Raw genomic sequence first — 512 nt, forward strand, 5'->3', positions numbered from 1 at the left:
GGCCTGGATCGCCAGCGAGCCGATTTTATTGCCGCGCTGCACCGCCTGTATCAGCGTTTTACCTTCCAACAGGGCACTGAGGGTGCCAACGGCAAAGCCATCACCGGCACCGACGGTATCCACCACGTTGTCGACCCTGACCGCCGCCACCGCCGCCTTGTCGCCGGCGGCGGTTTTAAACCAGGCACCGTCCGGGCCGGTTTTGATGATCACCGCCTGCACGCCGCGCTCCAGATAGAAATCGGCGATGCCTTCCGGCGTCGACTGGCCGGTGAGGATCTGCCCCTCTTTCAGCCCCGGTAGCACCCAGTCGGCGGCGAACGCCAGCTGGTTCAGCTGTTCGATCATCACCTCGCGGCTGGGCCACAGCACCGGGCGCAGATTGGGGTCGAACGAAATGGTTTTACCCATGGCACGCATCTCGCGCGCCGCATGGTGGCACAGCGCCAGCGACTCGCTGGACAGCGCTGCCGCCACGCCGCTCAGGTGCAGGTGGCGCGCGGAACCGAAAT

Annotated in this window: 1 protein-coding gene; it reads right to left on the reverse strand. The window is 65.4% G+C overall.

Annotation, left to right across the window (positions count from 1 at the left end; genetic code table 11):
• A partial coding sequence (locus SO140_RS46485) for a PfkB family carbohydrate kinase (RefSeq protein ID WP_498544280.1) occupies positions 1-512 on the reverse strand: 512 nt, incomplete at both ends.

The sequence above is a fragment of the Bradyrhizobium sp. UFLA05-108 genome (assembly GCF_059803455.1).